12 protein-coding genes are annotated in these 21,434 nt (G+C 38.4%); 9 read left to right on the forward strand and 3 right to left on the reverse strand.

What is annotated here, in order from left to right:
• Positions 1–366: 366 nt before the first annotated feature.
• Complete coding sequence (locus BUA71_RS03710) at positions 367–3,405, reverse strand: leucine--tRNA ligase (protein WP_072876896.1); 3,039 nt, start codon at positions 3,403–3,405, stop codon at positions 367–369.
• An 852-nt stretch (positions 3,406–4,257) separates the two neighbouring features.
• On the opposite strand from BUA71_RS03710, the gene BUA71_RS03715 reads away from it, so the two are divergent.
• From BUA71_RS03715 to BUA71_RS03750, 8 genes are all read left to right on the forward strand, one after another.
• Positions 4,258–5,667, forward strand: a complete 1,410-nt coding sequence (locus BUA71_RS03715; protein ID WP_072876898.1) for a glycogen synthase — start codon at positions 4,258–4,260, stop codon at positions 5,665–5,667.
• Between the two features lies 1 nt (position 5,668).
• Complete coding sequence (locus tag BUA71_RS03720; protein WP_072876900.1) at positions 5,669–6,937, forward strand: glucose-1-phosphate adenylyltransferase; 1,269 nt, start codon at positions 5,669–5,671, stop codon at positions 6,935–6,937.
• 1 nt (position 6,938) lies between these two features.
• A complete protein-coding gene (glgB, locus tag BUA71_RS03725) occupies positions 6,939–8,849 on the forward strand; it encodes a 1,4-alpha-glucan branching protein GlgB (RefSeq protein ID WP_072876902.1) in 1,911 nt (636 codons plus the stop codon).
• A gap of 107 nt (positions 8,850–8,956) precedes the next feature.
• Positions 8,957–11,359, forward strand: coding sequence for a glycoside hydrolase family 31 protein (locus BUA71_RS03730; RefSeq protein ID WP_072876903.1), 2,403 nt, complete (start codon positions 8,957–8,959; stop codon positions 11,357–11,359).
• A gap of 162 nt (positions 11,360–11,521) precedes the next feature.
• Complete coding sequence (gene recA, locus BUA71_RS03735; protein ID WP_072876904.1) at positions 11,522–12,535, forward strand: recombinase RecA; 1,014 nt, start codon at positions 11,522–11,524, stop codon at positions 12,533–12,535.
• 154 nt (positions 12,536–12,689) lie between these two features.
• A complete protein-coding gene (locus BUA71_RS03740) occupies positions 12,690–13,160 on the forward strand; it encodes a hypothetical protein (RefSeq protein WP_139277058.1) in 471 nt (156 codons plus the stop codon).
• Between the two features lie 18 nt (positions 13,161–13,178).
• Positions 13,179–13,721, forward strand: a complete 543-nt coding sequence (locus BUA71_RS03745; RefSeq protein ID WP_072876906.1) for an RNA polymerase sigma factor — start codon at positions 13,179–13,181, stop codon at positions 13,719–13,721.
• Positions 13,718–15,172: a hypothetical protein gene (locus tag BUA71_RS03750; protein ID WP_072876907.1), complete on the forward strand. Its 1,455-nt coding sequence runs from the start codon at positions 13,718–13,720 to the stop codon at positions 15,170–15,172. Before BUA71_RS03745 ends, BUA71_RS03750 begins: the two co-directional genes overlap by 4 nt.
• A gap of 132 nt (positions 15,173–15,304) precedes the next feature.
• Here the strand turns inward: BUA71_RS03750 and BUA71_RS03755 are convergent, their stop codons facing one another.
• Entirely contained in the window at positions 15,305–15,988 is a 684-nt protein-coding gene (locus tag BUA71_RS03755; protein ID WP_072876909.1) for an ankyrin repeat domain-containing protein, read from the reverse strand.
• Between the two features lie 1,034 nt (positions 15,989–17,022).
• Between BUA71_RS03755 and BUA71_RS03760 the strand changes: the two genes are divergently transcribed.
• Positions 17,023–18,231 carry a site-specific integrase gene (locus BUA71_RS03760; protein WP_072876910.1) on the forward strand — a complete coding sequence of 403 codons (1,209 nt, stop codon included), beginning with the start codon at positions 17,023–17,025 and terminating at the stop codon, positions 18,229–18,231.
• Positions 18,232–18,301: 70 nt separating this feature from the next.
• Here BUA71_RS03760 and BUA71_RS03765 read toward each other — a convergent pair whose 3' ends face one another.
• Entirely contained in the window at positions 18,302–21,361 is a 3,060-nt protein-coding gene (locus BUA71_RS03765; RefSeq protein ID WP_245812539.1) for a type I restriction endonuclease subunit R, read from the reverse strand.
• Positions 21,362–21,434: the final 73 nt, after the last annotated feature.

The following is a 21,434-nucleotide window of genomic DNA, read 5'->3' on the forward strand; positions in this document are numbered from 1 at the left end:
CACACTCGCGAACAGGTAACAATACACTATAGCTAAGACGGTTACAAATGGCCGCTTTTGATTTGTACCGTAAGTTTACGTCAATATTGCCGTTTTTCAAATTTTTTGTAGTGGGTCTCGCAATGACGTCTGAATCGTCACAATTAGCACGGCGACAGCTGACCGAACCCCACTAATCGTCATTGCGAGGAGCGCAGCGACGTGGCAATTGGTGATGATTTGTTGACGTGGCGATTCGATAATATTTGAGTTTTAAAAACCCAAGCCACCAGCTTATCAAAACCGCGCCAACCATCATTGCGAGCGACGAAGGAGCGCGGCAATCTACACCTTCAAATTAACCCATCTTCAAATCTTCAAATCAATTCACCCTACAATATTCACAATTTTCCCGGGAACAACGATCACTTTTTTCGGTGTTCTTCCATCTAATTGCTTTTGGGTGCGTTCATCTGCCATTACCGTTTTCTCTATTTCTTCCTTAGACATATCCAAAGGCAATTCCATTGTAAAACGCATTTTGCCGTTAAAGGAAATCGGATAGTTCTTAGTGCTTTCTACCAAAAATTTCTCTTCAAAAACAGGATATTCTGCAGTTACTATAGATTCTGAATGTCCTAATTTCTGCCAGAGTTCCTCGGCGATATGTGGCGCATAAGGTGCGATTAAAACAGCCAAAGGTTCTAAAACCTCCCGGCTATTGCATTTTTGAGCCGCAAGCTCATTTACACAAATCATAAACGTGGAAACCGAAGTATTAAAACTGAAATCTTCAATATCTTCCGTTACCTTTTTTATGGTTTTATGTAAAGTCTTTAAAGAATCGGCTGATGCTTTTTCTTCTGAAACTTCAAACTGCTCGCCTTTGTGGTACAATTTCCAAAGCTTTTTTAGAAAATTATGTACTCCGGTAATACCGGCGGTATTCCAGGGTTTTGCCTGTTCTAAAGGTCCCAGAAACATCTCATACATTCGCAAAGTATCGGCGCCGTAGTCTTCACAAATATCATCGGGATTTACCACGTTGTATTTGGATTTAGACATTTTTTCGATCTCTCGTCTAACCTTAAAATTCCCGTCTTTATCTCTTAAGAAAAACTCATCTTGAAAACCTTGTTGAGAATTTTTAAAAGAGTCAATATCCAAGTTATTGCTGGCATCAACATAAGAAACATCTGCGTGAGTATAATAATCAGGTGTCAAAACAACATCGAAACGTATATCCTCAATAGGGAAATTCCTTCTGTCACACATCTCTAAAGTAGATTTCTTTAAATTAATAATGTGTTTCTCTAAAAGTTCATCAAACTGTTTAGGTTCAGGAAACAATGAACTAGACACCCATATATTCTTATTATAATGAGACTCTATTGCAAGTTGAATATCAGCAATTTTAATCAAGTCGTCTGATAAATCCTCAGAATATTTCAAAGCATATTCTAAAGAAATACTATCAATAAAAGCACTCTCCCCTAAAATCATCCCCTGGTTAATCAACTTTTTAAAAGGCTCTTCTACCGAGAGGTGTCCGCGGTCGTGCAAGAACTTGGTCCAGAAGCGGGAATATAAAAGGTGACCGGTGGCGTGTTCGCTTCCGCCTATGTATAGATCTACGTTTTTCCAGTATTCCTGGGCTTCTTTAGAGACAAATTCTTCGTTGTTGCGGGCATCCATATACCTAAACAAATACCAGGAGCTGCCTGCCCAGCCAGGCATGGTGTTCAATTCAAGGGAAAAAACTGTTTCGTTATTTATCTTATCATTTGAAACAACTTCATTCTTTTCGGTATCCCAGGCCCAGGTGCTGGCGTTTCCTAAAGGCGGCTCGCCGGTTTCCGTAGGTAAATATTTTTCCACTTCGGGAAGATGCAACGGTAAATGTTTTGCATCTATTGTTTGCGGTAACCCGTCTTTATAATAAATAGGAAATGGTTCCCCCCAATATCTTTGTCGGCTAAATACTGCATCACGCAATCTATAATTAGTTTTTCCGTAGCCGTGTCCGGTTTTTTCCAGTTCCAGGATCACTTTTTGAAGTGCCTCTTTATATTCGAGTCCGCTAAGGAAATCTGAGTTTGCGATTACGGTACCTTCTTTTCCGGCAAAAGCTTCTTCAGAAATATCTATATCCTGAAATATATTTTTAATCGGAATATCAAAATGCTTCGCAAAATCATAATCCCGCTGATCACCACAAGGTACTGCCATCACGGCCCCGGTTCCATAACCGGCCAAAACGTAATCGCCAATCCAAATTGGAATAGGTTCTTTAGTAAACGGGTGTTCGGCATAAGCACCCGTAAACACGCCGGTAATACTCTTAACATCGGCCATCCGGTCGCGTTCGCTGCGTTTTGCACTCGCGGCTACATAAGCCGCTACTTCTTCTTTTTGCTGCGGGGTAGTGATTTTTTCCACCAGTTCATGTTCGGGCGCCAGGGTCATAAAAGTCACGCCAAAAATGGTATCGGGACGAGTAGTGAAAGCTCCAATTTTGAATTCTGAATCTTGAATTTTGAAATCGACGTGAGCTCCCACCGATTTTCCAATCCAGTTACGCTGACTTTCCTTTAAGCTTTCGGTCCAGTCCAGCCGGTCCAGGCCTTGTAATAAACGCTCTGAAAATGCCGAAATTCGCATACTCCATTGCGTCATTTTTTTGCGCACCACAGGATAGCCGCCACGTTCTGAAACACCGTTTACAATCTCGTCGTTTGCTAAAACAGTTCCCAGCTGTGGGCACCAGTTTACTTCGGTTTCAGCCAAATAGGTTAATCTATATTTTAGTAAAACTGTTTGTTTTTCTTCGGAAGAAAAATTATTCCAGGTCTCGGCCGAAAATTCTTCAACCTCATCATCACAAGCTGCATTTATTCGAGAGTTCCCTTCCGCAGAAAAAATTTCCTCCAATTCTGAAATCACGCGGGATTTATCGGCTTCCAGGTCGTACCAGGATTCAAATAATTGAAGAAAAATCCACTGCGTCCATTTATAATATTCGGGGTCGCTGGTGCGCACCTCGCGGCTCCAATCGAAAGAAAAACCAATTTTATCCAGCTGCTCCCGGTAACGCTTAATATTTTGCTTGGTGGTTAAAGCGGGATGTTGTCCGGTTTGAATGGCATACTGCTCGGCCGGCAAACCAAAACTATCATAGCCCTGTGGGTGCAACACATTAAAGCCTTTATGACGTTTGTATCGCGCATAAATATCGCTGGCAATATAACCCAGCGGGTGCCCAACGTGCAGCCCCGCTCCAGACGGATAAGGAAACATATCTAGAACGTAAAAAGGTGTTCCCAGTTTACCGGCATTAGTTTCGCCGGGGTTTTGTGATTTAAACGTTTGGTTTTTAGCCCAATACTCCTGCCATTTGGCTTCAATCTCGTTAAAATTGTAACTCATGTTCTTGTTTTTCTATGCTTTCGTTAGCTGCGATCTAGCGGCAAACTAACATATTAGCCGGTACGCTGTTAATGCCTGCAAATTTACAATTTTAAACCAGTTATGATAATTTAGTTTTAGGGGATTATCCCGAGGGTTCATCATTTTTGAATATTAAAAATTTTAGCTGAACTTATTGAAAAAGATTGGCAGTAATAGCCCCACTAAAAACCCGCCTGCCTATTTTGGGCAGGCCTGTCTTCTATTCGTATAGTGGCGGGCAGGAAGTTTTGAACCTGTTCGCCTGGGGTGGAAAACGGCAATATTGACGTAAGATTCAGATTAGAATGGTAAACAAGGTGCCTCTAATTCCCGAATAGTAGAAATTTTTAATGATTTTTAGGTTTGGAAAAAATGATTTAAACTGATTGAATTAACCTAAACCCTATCAAATATCAACCCTTCCGACTTCTTTCGCTATCGCAGAAGAAGCCACCTTCCCTTCAAAGGGAAGGAGCGCTTTTAATTCATCAAAATGACCAGGGAAATAAGCTTCAGTACTAAGCTTATTTTTCAAAAATCCGTTAGGGGTTCTCTTTGTTCTTGCTACTGTATGCTCTCAAAAACAGCATCTACCAACAGGAAAACTTAAGAAAACAATCAAGAAAGTACAGTCAATACCGCTTTTCAATTCAAAAAAAACTTACAAATAATCAGAAAACTGATTTATCCATAATTTTTTTTGAAAATCATTAATTATGCAGATTAGTCCCGTTATTTTGCTAAATTTATAGGGTAATGACCAGAATGAGCCTTTAAAATTAGCAGCTTTAGAAGCCTAACCTAATAAGCTTTTTTACAAAACGATAATTTATGAACGTACTTCACGTAAGTGCCGAATGCTACCCAATTGCCAAAGTTGGAGGTTTGGCAGATGTGGTGGGTGCCCTGCCAAAATACCAACAACAGGAAGGGATTGATGCCAATGTAGTAATGCCTTTTTATGACAATAATTTTACGGAAACTCATAAATTTCACGCGGTCTATAAGGCTGAATTACTTCTGGGGGAGAAAACCTATGCATACAAAGTGCTTCAATTAGAGGAAGAGGTATTGGAAATCCCGGTTTTCTTTATTGATATCCCTGAACTTCTATTTAAAGATTTTGTGTACTCTACAGATGATACCGACCGCTTTATGGCTTTCCAAATCGCCTTTATGGATTGGCTACTTAGCTTAAAAAGCAAACCCGATATTATTCACTGTCACGACCACCATACGGGCTTGATTCCTTTTATGGCGCAGGAAAGTTTTAAGTATGAATCCTTAAACGACATTCCGGTAGTTTTAACCATTCACAATGCCCAATACCAGGGCTGGTTTCCTTATGAAAAAGCAAATTATATCCCGGCTTTCAATATTTCCAATATTGGCTTGTTAGACTGGGACGGTATTATTAATCCGCTGGCGGCAGGAATAAAATGTGCCTGGCAGGTAACCACGGTTTCCCCCAGTTATATGGAAGAGTTGCAACAAGATGCGAATGGCCTGGAAGCTTTATTGAGTCACGAAAATAAAAAATGTGTTGGTATTTTAAACGGAATTGACACCGCTGTTTGGAACCCTAAAACCGATGATTTCATCGTAAAAAACTATACGGTTAAAAACTTACAGTCTGGAAAAGCTGAAAACAAAAAGTATTTATGTAAGGAATTTGGGCTTAAAGTTTCAAAACCATTAATCGCTTTTATAGGAAGACTGGTATATGAGAAGGGAGCCGATCTTCTACCGGCAGTTTTTAAAACGGCCCTTGCAAAAAACGATTGTAATATTTTGATCTTAGGTTCTGGCGACAAAAATGTTGAAGCGCAATTAATCGATTTAAAGGCACAGTTCACCGGTAATTACAATGCTTTTATTGGATATGATGAAAAATTGTCGCATATTATATACGCAGGGGCAGATTTTCTCTTAATGCCTTCCCGGGTAGAGCCCTGCGGACTTAACCAATTGTATTCACTTCGCTATGGTACTATTCCCATAGTGAGAAGTATTGGCGGTTTAAAAGATACCGTTATAGATATTGAAGATGATGGGTTTGGCCTTTGCCACAGTGAAGCTTCAGAAGCAGCTATTTTTCAAACAATGGAAAGGGCAATTGAATTTTATAAAGAACCGCTCAATTTCAAAAAGATTAGAAAACACATTATGGGGATAGATCATTCCTGGAATGTATCTGCGCAGCAATATAGAGATTTGTACAACCAACTAAATAAGCGTTAAAATGATAGACCAAAATGTATTATCGGTAATCTTAGGAGGCGGCCAGGGCACCAGGCTTCACCCATTGACAGAAAGTAGATCTAAACCCGCAGTTCCCATCGCCGGGAAATACAGGCTGGTAGATATCCCTATTTCAAACTGCATTAATTCTGGTATAAGAAGGATGTACGTATTAACCCAGTTTAATTCGGCTTCCCTAAACAGGCATATTAAGAATACCTTTAATTTTAGTTTTTTTAGTTCGGCTTTTGTAGATGTTTTGGCAGCCGAGCAAACCCCAAAGAACAAAACATGGTACCAAGGCACTGCAGATGCCGTGCGCCAGGGAATGCATCATTTTTTAAGACATAAGTTTGATTATTTTCTTATCCTTTCCGGCGACCAATTATATCATTTGGATTACAACCTAATGATCAACCAACACATAGAAACCAGGGCCGATATTACTATTGGCACCGTTCCTGTTACCGCAAAAGACGCTCCCGGTTTTGGTATTTTAAAAACCGATAAAGACCATAATATTACTTCTTTTATAGAAAAACCCAAAGCTGAACTATTGCCCGAGTGGACCTCACCAACCGGCCCGGAGATGGAGGCCGAAGGACGTTCTCATCTTGGCTCTATGGGAATTTATGTCTTTAGCCGTGATTTACTCGTTAAATTAATGGATGATCCCGATACCGTAGATTTTGGCAAAGAGATTATTCCGCAGGCCATTGGGAACAAAAAAGTATGTAGCTACCAATTTGAAGGGTACTGGACCGATATTGGAAATATAGACTCCTTCTTTGAAGCGAATATTGGCCTAACCGATAATATCCCAAAATTTAATTTATACGATAAGGAAAACAGGGTATTTACCCGTCCCAGGATATTACCTACCTCCAAATTTGAAGACACAAAATTACATAAAACAGTAATTGCCGAAGGTTGTATTATTAGTGCCAAAAAAATTGAAAATTCCGTTATTGGTGTTCGTTCCAGAATTGGAAAAGGTTCTGTAGTGAAAAACACCTATATGATGGGGAACGATGCTTATGAATCTTTAGAGGATATTGAAAATAAACATATCGAGATTCTGGCGGGGATTGGCGAAAACTGCGATATCAATTATGCTATTATCGATAAAAATTGCCGAATTGGAGATAACACCATTATTAAAGGCGGAAAGCACCTGGAAGATACCGAAACAGATTCCTATGTAATTAAAGATGGAATTGTAGTGCTTAAAAAAGAATCGGTGCTTCAACCAGGCACCACAATAGGATAATATGGCAACAGTGATCGCGCATAGTTTATTTTCAGAATTTGATATTAATTTATTTAAGTCTGGAAAACATTTTAGGTTATATGAGAAATTTGGATCACATCCTTTAAAGCTCGATGGAGAGTTGGGAACTTACTTTGCGGTATGGGCTCCCGGCGCCAAACAAGTTTCGGTGGTTGGAGATTTTAATCACTGGCAGGACGGTGAACACCAACTACAGGTGCGTTGGGATGGCAGCGGGATATGGGAAGGTTTTATTCCGAAGCTATCAAAAGGGAGTTTGTACAAGTATAAAATTCACAGCAACCATAATAATATCATTACCGAAAAAGCAGATCCTTATGCCCGTTATTGTGAACACCCCCCGAATACGGCTTCCGTCATTTGGGAGGACGATTATACCTGGAAAGATAAATCATGGCTTAAGAAGCGAAAGAAACACAATGCTTTAAATGCACCATTTTCGGTTTATGAGGTGCATTTGGCCTCGTGGAAGAAGAAAATTGAAGAAGATCGCTCGCTAACTTATGTAGAACTTGCCGATGAATTAGTTTCGTATGTAAAAGAAATGGGCTTTACCCACGTAGAGCTAATGCCCATTATGGAATATCCATATAACCCAAGTTGGGGTTATCAAATTACGGGATATTTTGCACCCACGGCCAGGTTTGGAAATCCGGAAGAGTTCAAATTCCTGGTAGATGAATTACACCAAAATGACATAGGGATCATCCTGGATTGGGTACCCTCCCATTTTCCAGAAGACAGACATGGGCTTGGCTATTTTGATGGAACGCACCTCTACGAACATCCAGATCCTAAGAAAGGCTATCACCCAGATTGGAAAAGCTTAATATTTAACTACAACCGCAACGAGGTAAGAGCTTTTCTAATTAGTAACGCCCTCTTTTGGTTAGAACAATTTCATATTGACGGCCTGCGCGTTGATGCTGTAGCGTCTATTATTTATTTGGATTATTCGCGGGACGAAGGTGAATGGGAACCCAATAAATTTGGTGAAAACAAGAATTTAGAAGCCATTTCCTTCTTAGAAGAACTCAATAAAGAGATTTATGCCTCTTTTCCAGATGTGCAAAGTATCGCCGAAGAATCCACGGCCTTTCCCGGGGTTTCTAAACCTGTATTTATGGGCGGTCTGGGTTTTGGTATGAAATGGATGATGGGCTGGATGCATGACACCTTACAGTATTTTTCCAAAGAACCTATCTATCGTAAATACCATCATAACGACATTAGTTTTTCCCTAACTTATGTCTTTACCGAGAATTTTATGCTTCCGCTTTCCCACGACGAGGTGGTTTATGGAAAGCGTTCTATTTTAGGAAGGATGCCCGGCGACGAATGGCAGCGTTTTGCCAACTTAAGGCTGCTTTATGCCTATATGTTTATGCACCCGGGTGCAAAATTATTGTTTCAGGGTTGTGAATTTGGACAAAGTGAAGAATGGGATTATCAGAATAGTTTAGACTGGCATTTATTGGAATATGCACCGCATAAGGGAATTATGGAGCTTATAAAAAACCTGAATAAATTGTATAGAAAGGAACCTGCGCTTTACGAGAAACAATTTGTACAGGAGGGTTTTGAGTGGATTGATTATGACGATGCCGAAAATTCGGTGTTAAGTTTTATTAGAAAAGGTGATAAAGCTGAAGACAAGCTCATTATAGTTTGCAACTTAACACCTACAGCACACCATAATTATAAAATTGGGGTGCCGAAAGCAGGAAAGCTAAGGGAGATTTTTAACAGTGACCACAAGAAATTTTATGGCACGGGGGATTATAAAAATGCAACTATAACTACAACGGACGAGCCCTGGCACTCTCAAAAATATTCGGCTGATTTAAAACTACCACCTCTTGCCCTGGTAGCATTCAACTATATTGTTTAGTCCCGTAAGCATAATCCTTAAGAAAATAAATATTAATAAAAATTAAGTGGATATTAGCTTATATTTGCAAACTGTAAAATTTACGCCTGCGTAACCTTTTTTAAAATATGATCACAAATACCGAGTTAACACAAAAAGGAAATGTGTTTCCCTCCAAAATTATTTCTTTCAGCAAAGATGTTGATAAAATTTATTTCACTACTGAAGATGATGTAGTACTTCAAATCACTATTCTTAGAGATAGCGTTTTGCGTTTTAGATACACCACTACAGGAACCTTTGCCCGTGAACTTCCTTATGCTATCACCCAACACGCCAGTATTGGATACAATGAATTAGACATTGAAGAAGAAACGAGTTTTTATGTAATCACCACTTCAAAGCTTATTTGTAAAGTTTCAAAAAAAGATTTGAAAATCAAGCTTTACGATCGTGCCGATGGCAGCTTGATCAACGAAGATGAGCTGGGATTTCATTGGGAAGACAGTTATGAGTTTGGTGGTAATATTGTAAAAATGAGTAAAGTATCTCACGACGCCGAAAGTTATTACGGCTTAGGGGATAAACCCAGTCATTTAAACTTAAAAGGAAAACGCTTTGAAAATTGGGTGACAGATTCCTATGCCTACGGTAAGGATACCGACCCTATTTATAAGACCATACCTTTCTATACCGGGCTTTACAACAAAAAGGCTTATGGTATTTTTTTCGATAATACTTTTAGATCTTATTTTGATTTTGGCCAGGAGCGTCGCAATGTGACCAGTTTTTGGGCGCAGGGTGGAGAGATGAATTATTATTTTATCTACGGTCCTAAAATGACCGATGTGGTAGAATATTACACCGATCTCACCGGAAAACCAGATCTGCCCCCCCTTTGGGCTTTAGGCTTTCATCAGTGTAAATGGAGCTATTATCCAGAAAGCAAGGTAAAAGACATAGCCGCTAAGTTTAGGGAACTTCAAATTCCCTGCGATGCCATTTATCTCGATATTGATTATATGGAAGGTTTTAGGTGCTTTACCTGGAACAAAGATTACTTTCCAGACCCTAAACGAATGGTTAAGGAGCTGGAAGAAGATGGTTTTAAAACCGTGGCTATTATAGACCCCGGGATTAAAATAGATAAGGATTATTGGGTTTTTAAAGAAGGTCTGGAAAATGATTATTTCTGCAAACGTGCAGACGGCCCTTATGTAAAAGGAAAAGTATGGCCGGGGGAATGCTATTTCCCAGATTTCACCAATCCTGAAGTACGTGAATGGTGGTCTGGCCTGTTTAAAGAACTCATTGAAGATATTGGGGTTAAAGGAATTTGGAACGATATGAACGAGCCTGCAGTAATGGAAGTTCCCAATAAAACCTTTCCCAATGATGTAAGACATAATTATGACGGTGATCCTTGCAGCCACAGAAAAGCCCATAATATTTATGGGATGCAAATGGCGCGGGCAACCCATCACGGAGTAAAGAAATTTTCACACCCCAAAAGACCATTTGTGATTACCAGGGCAGCCTATTCTGGCACACAACGCTATACCTCTACCTGGACGGGAGATAATATCGCCAATTGGGAACATTTATGGATTGCCAACATACAAGTGCAGCGTATGGCCATGTCTGGCTTTTCTTTTGCCGGCAGTGATATTGGAGGTTTTGCTGAACAACCTCACGGCGAACTTTTTACCCGGTGGATTCAATTGGGAACTTTTCACCCATTCTTTAGGGTACATTCTTCTGGCGATCACGGTGACCAGGAACCCTGGACTTTTGATGAAGATGTGACCGATATTGTTAGAAAGTTTATTGAATTCCGCTATCAATTATTACCTTATCTCTACACCGCTTTTTGGGATTATACCGAAAAAGGAGTCCCCTTAATTCAATCTTTGGTGATGTATGACCAGGAGGATGGAAACACGCATTATAGAACAGACGAATTTATCTACGGAAATAAAATTTTGGTTTGTCCCGTTTTAGAACCTAATGCCAAGGGCAGGCGTATGTATGTTCCTCGAGGCGAGTGGTATAACTTCTGGACAGATGAAAAAATAAAAGGAGGAAAAGAAATGTGGGTAGATGCAGATATAGATAGTATGCCTATATTTATTAAAGAAGGCAGTATTATCCCGAAATATCCTGTACAACAACATGTGGATGAAAAAAAGATAGAGGAAATAGTTTTAGATATCTACTATAAAGAAGGAAAGGAAAACTCTCAATTCTTTGATGATTCTCACGATGGGTATGAATACACGCGCGGCCGCTTTTGCTTAAGAACGTTTAAACTAACAGGTAGGAAAGATCAGCTTATTATTCAGCAGCATAAAGAAGGAACTTTTGCCAGCGATTGCAAGAAGTTCAAATTGCAAATTCATGGCCTGCCATTTGAGATTAAAAACATTCAGCTGGACAACCAAACGAAATCTTTAGAGCACCTGCAAATCAATGGATGTCTTACTATGATCATAGAAGAGAACTTTGCCGAACTGGACTTAAATGCAAAGTAATTGGAGCTTAGAGATAAAAGCCACGAAGTAACACATAATAAGAAATATTCGTGCATTCGTGACAGCTTTTTGAGCCCTCAAGCAAAATGCCCCAAATATAAAATTGTGATGCAGCAAAAGTTATAGTAATTTAGCAACTCTCAAAATTAGATGATTCAAACTATGAGCAACGATAAAGAAAAAGAAGCAAAATTAAAAGCTTTAAAACTTACCCTGGACAAAATGGATAAAACCTACGGAAAGGGTACCGTAATGAAGATGAGTGACCAGGCTGTTGTAGATATAGAAGCTATTTCTACCGGTTCTCTTGGGCTGGATCTTGCATTGGGAGTTGGCGGTTATCCAAGAGGAAGGGTTGTAGAAATCTACGGTCCCGAATCCTCGGGAAAAACCACTTTGACTTTACATGCGATTGCCGAAGCACAAAAAAAAGGAGGTATTGCCGCATTTATTGATGCAGAACATGCTTTTGACAGGTTTTATGCAGAAAAACTGGGAGTAGACATTGAAAACTTAATTATCTCCCAACCCGATAACGGGGAACAGGCTTTAGAAATTGCAGATAACCTAATTCGCTCTGGCGCCATAGATATTATTGTAGTAGATTCGGTGGCTGCGCTTACCCCAAAAAGTGAAATTGAAGGAGAAATGGGAGATTCTAAAATGGGCCTACACGCCCGTTTAATGTCACAGGCACTAAGAAAACTTACCTCCTCAATTAGCAAAACAAATTGTACGGTAATCTTTATTAACCAGCTTAGGGAAAAGATTGGGGTAATGTTTGGAAACCCCGAGACCACTACCGGTGGTAACGCTCTTAAATTCTATTGTTCGGTGCGTTTGGATATTAGAAGATCTACCCAAATTAAAGATAGTAATAGTAATGTAATGGGGAATAAAACCCGGGTAAAAGTTGTAAAAAATAAAGTAGCACCACCATTTAAGACCGCAGAGTTTGACATTATGTATGGCGAAGGAATCTCCAAAATTGGTGAGCTTATTGACATTGGTGTCGATTATGAAATAGTAAAGAAAAGCGGATCGTGGTTTAGCTATGAAGACACTAAACTTGGCCAGGGAAGAGATGCAGTAAAAAACCTGCTAAAAGACAACCCCGACCTTATGGAAGAACTGGAAGAGAAAATAAAAAACGCTATAAAACTTGCAAAGGAATAACTTAAACTTTAAATATTTCTTATTATTTTTCTAATTTCAGAAAGACAAACAAAAAAATCCCTACGTGTAGGGATTTTTTTATTTTAAGGACGCAACCTTTTAAGCCTTTTTGCATCTAGAGAATAGAAAACATTTTAAAACAAAAATTATTGTAATGAAAAGATTAATGTTATTATTCGTGAGCGCTTTGGTATTGGTGAGTTGTGATACCGATGATGGACCAAATATTGGGTATGCGGTTGCTGAAATTACCGATGCAGATCTACCCGATTATTTTGAAACTGGGGAAACTTATGCTTTCGATGTTTCTTATCAACTTCCTAATGCATGTCACGACTTTTACACGTTTCAAACCAATCAATATAAAAGTGAGGATAAAGATTCTACATTAGTTATTGAGATTGGAGCTTTAACAACTTATGATCCTAATCTTACCGAATGTACAGAAGAAGGTGAGTTAAATGACAGCAAGAAAATTAGCGGATTAAAAATTAACAGCAAACTTTACAACAACTATCATTTTAAACTCTTAACAGGAGGAGATGAAGATAATAACGCTCAGTACTTAAATATAGAAGTACCAGTAGGAAAGCCAGAACCGGAAACACCGGAAGAGGCAAACTAATGAATAACAATTGAGTTAGTGAGTTTAGAGAAACTCATACACCAGTGCAAAAAAAAAGATATTAAGGCACAGGAGAAGCTTTACCGAATGTTTTCGGGGAAACTTTTTGGCCTGTGCCTTAAATATTCTAACAGCTATGAGCAAGCCGAAGACAGCCTGCAGGACGGCTTTATCACAATTTTTAACAAAATAGGGCAATATAAAGACAAGGGCTCTTTTGAAGGCTGGATGAAACGTATTGTAATTAACACTACCCTACAACATCACCGAAGGAATAGATATTTTGAAATTATAAATGATGATTTACTGGAAGACCCGGTAATAGAGGTGGACAATGAGGATTTGAGCACAGATTTCCTACTAAAAAAAATTCAGGAATTACCCGAGCGTTACCGGCAAATTTTTAACCTGTATGCATTAGATGGCTTCTCGCACAAAGAAATTGCAGAAATGCTGGATATAAGTGTGGGCAGCTCGAAATCTAACCTGGCCCGCGCCAGAAATATCCTGAAGAAAAAGATAGAAAATCACCTGGACGGTAATAAGGTGCAATCACAATGAAAGAAAGAAAAAACATAGACCGGCTATTTCAGGAAAAGTTTAGGGATTTTACCCCCGAACCCCGGGAAGAAGTATGGCAAAATATCGCCCAAAAATTAAATGACAAAGAAGACAAAAAAGCCTTCTTAATTCCCCTATGGGCAAAAGTTGGTGGCGTAGCTGCATTTTTAGCGCTTATGCTTAGCGGATACTTTTTTACGCAAAACAATACCACACAGACACAGGTAGTCTTTGAAATAGAAGAAACTGCCAAACCTAGAATTAATTTCCCCACCCTTAAAAAGAATAGTAGTTTTACCCAGGCTTCAGAAATTTTAAAAAAGCTTGAGCAATCTTCGAATGCCAGCATTCTAAACAACCAGCTATCCAGACCTAACACGGCTATCGCTGCTGAAGATAATGCTGATAAAACTTCTTCTGAAAATTCCAAAAATTCAGATAAAATCTTTGCTTCAGAAGTAAACGAAAATAATAATGCTATTGCTGAAGAAAGCAAGCAAAATGACTCCAAGACTACTTCAGGATCTAAAAAGCCTTCCGAAGAAGCTTCTAAATTTGATAATTCAGCCTATAAAAATAATGCAGAAGCTATTGCTACTGAAGATTCTGAAGAAGATAAATCGGCAACTGAAGAAGAAAACTTACCTGCCAATATACCAAACGCTCTGGCTGAATTGGAAAAAGAAAAAAGCCTGAAAGACGAGGAAGAGCGTATTGCTGAAGCTTCCAGCAAAAAAATGCGAATAAGTACTTTTGCTGCCCCGGTATTTTACGATAATATGGGTAGCGGAAACGCTATAGACCCTGAATTTGCCGGAAACAGCACCAAATCTGAAGTGAGCATGGCCTACGGGATGAACCTGGCTTATGCCATCTCTGATAAAATTAAAATTAGAAGTGGGATTTCTAAAGTGGCCATGAGCTACAATACAGAAGATATTTTATTTTCTCCAGGCGTTGTCGCAAGCGATATAAAATCTATAAACTATGATAATAAAAGTACACACTACCAGGTAAATAATGCCGAAAATGCTTTACCCAACTCGCCAAATTTAGATAATGCGGTAGAATTTTCCCCCACCAGTCGCTCTTTACCCGGTGAGATCAATCAGCGGTTTGGATTTATAGAAGTACCACTGGAAATTGAATATAGTTTATTGGATAAGAAAATTGGCCTTAATATCATTGCCGGCGGAAGTAGTTTGTTCCTGGATGAAAATAGTGTTCAGGTAAATGCCAATAATCAAAAAACACGGCTGGGAGAAGCTAATAATCTAAACAAAGTAAGTTTTAGTACCAATATTGGTGTAGGCCTGGATTACAAGCTTACCGATAGTTTTTTACTTAATTTGGAACCAATTTTTAAATACCAGCTAAACACCTTTAGCAATACAGAGGGCGTACATCCTTTCTATTTTGGTATTTACTCTGGGGTTAGCTTTAGGTTTTAAGTTTTATTCATTTGATAGAAGATGTAAATATCTGTTTTTTAAGGCTATAATTTAATTATATAGTTTTTTCTTCCTACTTGCAAAACATTAAATTAAACAGCCGAATAGAGGTAGATATTTTATTTTCAATCCCTATTCCGCTCCTGCCTTTTCCAAAATTTCCACAATGTTCTTATAGCCACTCTTTTTGGCGTGCTGAAGCGGAGTAATACCATTTTTATCCGGAATATTTACATCACAGCCCGCATCTACTAATAGTTGAACAATGTGTGTATGTGTATTACCACCATTGCCCAGAACAATAGCTTCCATTAAAGCCGTCCAGGTCAGGTTATTGATATGGTCTATGGGATAATTATCTATTTTCAACAGTGACTGTACAACTTCTGTATGGCCCCGCTCACAAGCAGGAATAAGCGCTGTGCCACCGTATCGGTTCAATACAAGATGATCTGCGTTACCGGTGGCGAGAATAGCCTTTAGAATTTCCAGATATCCCAAAGCCCCGGCATGTAACAACGGACTTTCCAACCTATCGTCCTGTGCATTTACATTGGCACCGGCCCTTATTAATAATTTGGCAGCTTCTATATTGTTCTGGTAAGTCGCCACCATTAAAGCGGTTCTTTTATTGGCATCTGTGGCTTCAATGTTAACGTTCCTTCTTAAGAAATCCTGTAGTTTCTGTACGTTGTTATTTTTAGCTGCTTTAATAAATTCCATTTCTATTTTATTAGCTGTTTTTTCAGATTTTTGTCCGCAAGCATTAAAAACACCAAATAACACGAAACATAAAGCCAGAGTTATATTCTTCATAGTCAGAAATTGTATTTATTATTTTCCATTTATGTCCGCTAAAAATATAACTAATTAGCATATTCTCTTTTATAACAAGTCCTAAGAGCGATTTCATGATTACCCCCCTTGCTATTCGAAATCTTCACGAAAAAGAGTTAGTTGAAGAATATTACTTATGAAAAAGCAGAATTCTCAGTTAGCTAGAGTTTAGTCTTTTTTCATTCAGCAAAGCGATCTTGTTTCTTTACCGGAAAATAGTGAGTATTATCATTGCAAATGTGGCTTTAAAGGTATTGAAAAGCATCGATGCAAATCAATGTTTTAAAGTTTCTGTTAGCTTCTGTTTAAAGGAATTACATAATTAGTTTAACTATTATTCTTTCATTTTATTTATCTTAATAAAACCTGATACCTTCTTTGAAACTCAATTTTTTGTTATAAAATAAGGGTAAATATATTGTTACTCGGTAACAAAGTAAGGGTTCATTTGAATAAAGATTGTAATAAAATAAAAGCTTTTAGGGCTCAGTTCATGAGAGTCAAAAATGTAGAATTCTTCCTATAGAGATTAACTACAATTTTTGCTTAAACACAACAATTAGGCTTGATCCCTGGTTTTCTTTAGTGGCTCCTCAGGTTGGGCTCCCTTCGACTCCTTCCTCGCTCAGGACAGGCTTCTCGCCCACTCAAATTTGTCTCAAACAAAAAAACCAGTCCTATTTCAAGACTGGTTTTCTTTAGTGGCTCCTCAGGTTGGGCTCCCTTCGACTCCTTCCTCGCTCAGGACAGGCTTCTCGCCCACTCAAGTTTGTCTCAAACAAAAAACCAGTCCTATTTCAAGACTGGTTTTCTTTAGTGGCTCCTCAGGTTGGGCTCGAACCAACGACCCTCTGATTAACAGAAGCTATTTTTAGGTTTCATCAAGCTTCATATAATTTATTTTCACCTGTTTATCAGTTAGTTACAATTTTTTAGTTTATATTTGTTAGCATTTAATAGGCAAAAAAGACCCTATTTGTTGTACCTATGTTGTACCCATTATTTTAAGCCTTATGATTAATACCAAAATAGTTATACGAAAAAAGAGACTTTCTAATGGTCAGTTTCCTATTTATTTTAGGATTACTAAAGATAGAAAAACTAAATTCTTCAAGACCCTTTTCAATGCTTTTGAAAAAGAATGGGATTCGAGTTCGGGAAAGTTTAAAAAATCGAATTCTAATTATTTACAATATAATCGATTACTGCTTAATATTGAAGAAAGAGCATTAAAACTGCTTGCCGAATTAGAAATAGAAAAAGAAGGGTTTACCCTGGAAGATTTTGAAAAAAGATTCAGAATAGAGAGAAATCCGGTTCAAAGAAATTTTTTTAATTTTTGGGATGAAATCATTGAGGAGATGCTCGCAGCTGGAAGAGCAGGAAATGCCAGAGCAAATAAAGACTCTTATCGCTCAGTATTGCTTTTTCATAAGTCCAGGAATTTAAGATTTAGAGATATCACCCCATCTTTTTTAGATAAGTATGAGGTGTTTTTACGTGCCAGGGGTGGTACCGATGGCGGTATTGGAGTACGAATGCGGGCAATTAGAGCGATATATAATCGCGGTATTGACCGGAAGATTGTAAAAGCATCTTTCTATCCTTTTCGATCTTATAAACTATCCCGGCTAAAAGGGAAAGGACAAAAAAGAGCTTTATCTATAGAACAAATCCATAAAATTGTAAATATGGATATAAGTAATCATCCCCACCTCTTACATAGTCGCAATTATTTTATCTTCAGTTTTTATACCAGGGGAATGAATTTTGCCGATATGTTGAAGCTGAAATGGAAGAATTTTAAAGAGGATAGGATTTTTTATACACGCTCTAAGACCAAGGGAAATTTTATCGTAAAAATCTTACCTCCGGTAGCACAAATACTCGATTATTATCGGAAAAATAACGACGGCACAAAGTATATTTTTCCAATATTACTTAAAGATGAATTGCTCCCTCAACAAATCGAGTATCGAAAATCTAAAACCTTAAAACAATACAACGCCGATTTAAAAGAAATCGCCAGGGTTTGTGGAATTGATAAAAACATAACCAGCTATGTTGCCAGACATAGTTTCGCAAACTGCCTAAAACAAAAAGGAGTTGCCACCGATGTGATTAGTGAATCTATGGGGCATCAGAATTTAACGGTTACCCAGGCATATCTTAAAGAATTGGACAGTTCACTATTGGACGAAGCGAGTGAGTTGTTACTTTAAGAAAATTTCTATAAATAAATTTATCAAAGGCTCATGAATATAGCAATTGCAGTATAATTAATATTCTTTATCATCCGACATCCCCATTCAAAACGCTGATTATCTCAAAAATCTGATCGGCCTGTTTTGGGTTAAAAACACCTTCTACCGCATTGGGGTGGTAAGTATTAAAAGGAGCATCATATAATTTTTGAGGATCAATTTTTCCTTTTCTTGTCACAAATTGTTTTATCGTATTAAGAAACTCTATCTGTTTTGAGTTCAGTTGGTATTTATTAATAAAATTTGCAAAAGCTTCATCAACGTGCTCTTTAGAGAGGCCGTGGAGGGAGATTATTAAAGATATTAGGTTTATAGGACCCATCTCTTTTTCTGCTTCCTCTTTACTTAATTTTCCATTGAAAATCATTTTTTCTAACGCCTGAAGTTCCTTTTCGGTGATTTGATCTCCGTTTCTAATTCTGGTGATGGTAATATGATTTTTATTTTCTTCGAGAATTTCTTCCAGCCTTTTCCGGTTATTTTGAAATGGGGATTTATATTCCTGATCTGGATCATTTAACGGGTATGTACCTCTGGTATCACCGCCTGAGCCAGAAGGTGGAATATCCAATTCATCGTCAAAATTAGTGGTGACATATTTTTGGTCGGTGGGATCAATATATTTCACTAAATCCCTGATGCCTTTTCTAACTTTTTCCAGGTGTTTTACCCCATCAATTTTCCAGAAGTCTTCATCCAACGGAAGTTTAATAAGGTTCTCTGTAGCTTTTACAGCAGGTATAGAAGTTTTCTTTAGCAACTTTTTAGAGGTAGTCGCCGTTTTTATAATTGGCACTCTAAAAGCATTAACGAAGACTTCTGTTTCGGGAGTTTCCAGGCGTTTAATCATCAAGGAATACAACATTCGATCATAGAACCGGGCCAGATCATTATCTCCTTTTGGTGGTTTAATAAGCACGGCTATCTCATCTTCCAGGATTTTTATGTCTTTATTGTCTAAATGATCCCAATAGGAACGGTTATCGCCTCCATAATCGAGTACAGTTTTAATCTTCATCTTTACGTCAAACCTATCGGTATCAAGTAGGGAGACGGTATCGTGCAATTCATCTAAAAGCTCTTTCCTAAATGTTGCAAATTCTTCATCTCCGGGATACTTTTTTAAGAATTGTGCTAATTGAACCTTAAGATTAAAAACCGTTTCTGTTATACTTTTTTGAACTGATGGAGGTATCCCTTCAGGGTTTTGATTAAAAAACTCGAAGTTCTCGCACATATCAAATATCAGGAACTCCTGCTTATCTTTTCCGGGACCAAAAATATCTGGTCGTAGCCTCGAACCACGACCTATCATTTGCCAGAATTTGGTATATGATTTCACTGGTTTATAGAAGACTAAATTCACCACCCTGGGAGCATCAATTCTGGTATCCATCATATCTACTGAAATCGCGATTTGTGGCAGCCGTTCTTTTTCATCTTCGCAAAAGCGTTCCAAAAACTCCTGACTTTTAGGTTCACTATGGGTAATTACTTTTACATAATCATTGCCAAACTGCTCTTTATCCATTTCCAAAAACATATCCTTAAGAAACTCGGCATGTTTGCGATTCCGGGCGAAAATAATCGTTTTGCCTATTTCATCCCCTCCCCGCTTTTTAATAGCATTTTTAAGAATATATTGAAGTGATTTTACAGCGGTAGGCTTATTAAAAAGCCACTTATTCAACTCAGCTTGGGAAATATGTTCATTTCCTGTAGCCGGTTCACCATCCAGTATTTCATTTTCGAATTCTTCTTGTTCTTCCGGAGATAAATCGCTGTATTTTATTCCAGACCTCATAAACTTGGTAGGCACGGAAATAGGATTATAATCTGCTAGATAATTCTCGGCCACGGCTTCTTCAAAAGTGTAGGCATCAGTTGGAGATTTATCGGGCAAGCCAAAAACTTCATAGGTATTGTGGTGCACATAATTTTTTGGAGTTGCCGTTAGACCTAAATACAAGGCGTCAAAATATTCAAAAATAGCCTGATATTTTTTATAGATCGAGCGGTGAGCTTCATCAATAATTACCATATCAAAATGTCCCACTCCATAAAAACGCTCATCCCCATCTCGAATTCCATCTATAAGGTTCATCATCGTCTTATAGGTGGAGAATACCAATCTGGTATTTGGGTTTTCTTTATCCTGCAGAAGATTAACACTGGAATATTCTGGCAGATAGTTTACAAAATTACGATGAGCCTGTTTTACCAGGCTAATCCTATCGGCAAGAAACAATATTCGCTTAGCCCAATTGGCGTCAAAAAGTAATTTTGAAAGAGCTATTGAAGTACGGGTTTTCCCGGTACCGGTTGCCAACACCAATAAAGCCCGCCGGTTAGTTCCTATAATTTCCCCGGTTTGTTTATCATTCCCGGCAAAGTGTTCGGCAATACTCTTTATAGCCCTCATTTGATAGGTGCGACCGGCAATCTCTTTATCAATAGGTATTTGCCTAATATCCTTGCGGTGTTCCCTTCGGTACATCAAGGTTTGCAACTCAGCTTTGGTATAAAAACCATTCACGGTTCGGGCTGCTTTATAGAACCCATCATCCCAAATATAAATCTCGAAACCGTTGGAATAGAAAATCACCGGTCTTCTTCCAAACATCTTCTCCAGGCTATCGGCATATAATTGCGCCTGATTTTCTCCTGTTTTAGCATTCTCCAGAGATTTTTTCGCTTCCACAAGTGCTAAGGGCAAACCATCATCATCCCAAAGCACATAATCTATATAACCCGTTTCCGTTTTATTGGTAGATTTGGGCATATAATCTACACGAAATTCTTTGTCTCTTGCTCCTTTTAGATCCCAGCCCGCTTCCCGAAGCGAAACATCAATAAAATACCTGCGGGTTTCTTTTTCATTAACCGGGTGATAAACCTTATCCTGTTCTTCAGCAAGGGTTTTATTATGTTGAAGTTCTTGCTTTAAGTCTTCAATTTGCTTCTGAAAAAGCGTATTTTCATCTTGAAGTGTTTTGTTGCGCTCCTCAATCTCTTTAATCTGGGCCTGCCATTTATCAACTGAAGCTTCAAAAGTTTGAATAAGGTCGTCTAGTTCGCGTTTGCTCAATTTTGGGGCTCCATCTTCAGGAATGGCTTCAATATTGAAAATTCCCGGTTTCCCGCATTTACCGGGGGCATAA

Origin of the sequence: Salegentibacter echinorum, assembly GCF_900129445.1 — a bacterium.
Lineage (GTDB): Bacteria > Bacteroidota > Bacteroidia > Flavobacteriales > Flavobacteriaceae > Salegentibacter > Salegentibacter echinorum.

Bases quoted from the DNA above. Each gene is read 5' to 3' on its own strand.
- BUA71_RS03710 (WP_072876896.1), bottom strand. From the start codon at position 3,405: ATGAGTTACAATTTTAACGAGATTGAAGCCAAATGGCAGGAGTATTGG.
- BUA71_RS03760 (WP_072876910.1), top strand. From the start codon at position 17,023: ATGATTAATACCAAAATAGTTATACGAAAAAAGAGACTTTCTAATGGT.
- BUA71_RS03730 (WP_072876903.1), top strand. From the start codon at position 8,957: ATGATCACAAATACCGAGTTAACACAAAAAGGAAATGTGTTTCCCTCC.
- BUA71_RS03750 (WP_072876907.1), top strand. From the start codon at position 13,718: ATGAAAGAAAGAAAAAACATAGACCGGCTATTTCAGGAAAAGTTTAGG.
- recA (WP_072876904.1), top strand. From the start codon at position 11,522: ATGAGCAACGATAAAGAAAAAGAAGCAAAATTAAAAGCTTTAAAACTT.
- BUA71_RS03740 (WP_139277058.1), top strand. From the start codon at position 12,690: ATGAAAAGATTAATGTTATTATTCGTGAGCGCTTTGGTATTGGTGAGT.
- BUA71_RS03715 (WP_072876898.1), top strand. From the start codon at position 4,258: ATGAACGTACTTCACGTAAGTGCCGAATGCTACCCAATTGCCAAAGTT.
- glgB (WP_072876902.1), top strand. From the start codon at position 6,939: ATGGCAACAGTGATCGCGCATAGTTTATTTTCAGAATTTGATATTAAT.
- BUA71_RS03720 (WP_072876900.1), top strand. From the start codon at position 5,669: ATGATAGACCAAAATGTATTATCGGTAATCTTAGGAGGCGGCCAGGGC.
- BUA71_RS03755 (WP_072876909.1), bottom strand. From the start codon at position 15,988: ATGAAGAATATAACTCTGGCTTTATGTTTCGTGTTATTTGGTGTTTTT.